This window comes from Oleiphilus sp. HI0066 (assembly GCF_001635725.1).
In genome coordinates this window covers 1-914 of sequence record NZ_LWFH01001428.1, presented here as the reverse complement: position 1 = coordinate 914, position 914 = coordinate 1, and the positions used below count along the sequence as shown (strand labels likewise).

At 46.2% G+C, this 914-nt stretch carries 1 protein-coding gene; it reads left to right on the top strand.

Translation table 11 applies throughout. From position 1 onward, the window contains the following. The first annotated feature begins 79 nt into the window (after window positions 1-79). Complete coding sequence (locus A3738_RS21815) at window positions 80-811, top strand: DUF2914 domain-containing protein (RefSeq protein ID WP_068501643.1); 732 nt, start codon at window positions 80-82, stop codon at window positions 809-811. Window positions 812-914 lie beyond the last annotated feature (103 nt).

The window sequence follows — 914 nt, the reverse complement described above, 5'->3', positions numbered from 1 at the left end:
CGCACGATTGTGACAAGTACGTGCATTAAGTAAACTTCGCAAGATAATTTTAAGTACAACTCACAACGGATTCTTCATTATGTCACGCCATCAACAAATCTCTGTTGGCCCAATGCCTTCTCAGAAAGAGGATTACTCTGAATACGAAGAGACTCAGGTCCTTTGGGGGCGAATTGGCTTGATCTTTGGCGTCGTGTTTGCGGTCGCTTTTTCGGCGCTTTACCTTGTCTTTGAGCCACTGAATGATACTCCCACCGTTGTGAGTGTAATTGAGCAGCGCAAGATTGCGGCTGCACAAGAGACAACTATTATGGAGAACACACAAGCGCCAAGCGAAGAAGCGGTTGTGGCAGCGCTCGAATTAAAGAGCGATGTTGAGGCTGAAGTAGACCCTACGCCAGTGGCATTAACTCAGCGAGCAGCTTCATTAACGCAAACTGCGGTGCAAGCGCCCGTATCGGCAATCTCTACATTAAATCCTGCGATCATTTCGGCGAGTTTAGCGCGAGGTGTTGATGAGAATCGACATCCTATTGATCTGCTTGGCTATGAAGTGAGTATGGATGGTGAGAATCTGATTAAGGTCGTTCTTCATACTGAAATGCTAAACATTCAAGGTACAACTCTTTTTCACGAGTGGTTTTTGAATGAGAAGCGTCAGGCAAGGGTGCGTATACCGGTCAATGCTGACGAGCAATTAAGTTATTCCAGTAAGTTTATTGATAAGTATATGACGGGTGATTGGTCGGTACGTGTGAGCGATGCTCAGGGAGAGGTCTACGCACTGGCGAATTTCAAAGTCATTCGCTAAACGTGCTGTTTACACTTAAGAAGCTAATCGGTGGCTTATTAATGCCGGTTTCGGTCGTGCTGTCGCTTGGTTTGCTTGCTTTGCTATGTAGCTGGAAAGGCAA

Bases quoted from the DNA above. Each gene is read 5' to 3' on its own strand.
- A3738_RS21815 (WP_068501643.1), top strand. From the start codon at position 80: ATGTCACGCCATCAACAAATCTCTGTTGGCCCAATGCCTTCTCAGAAA.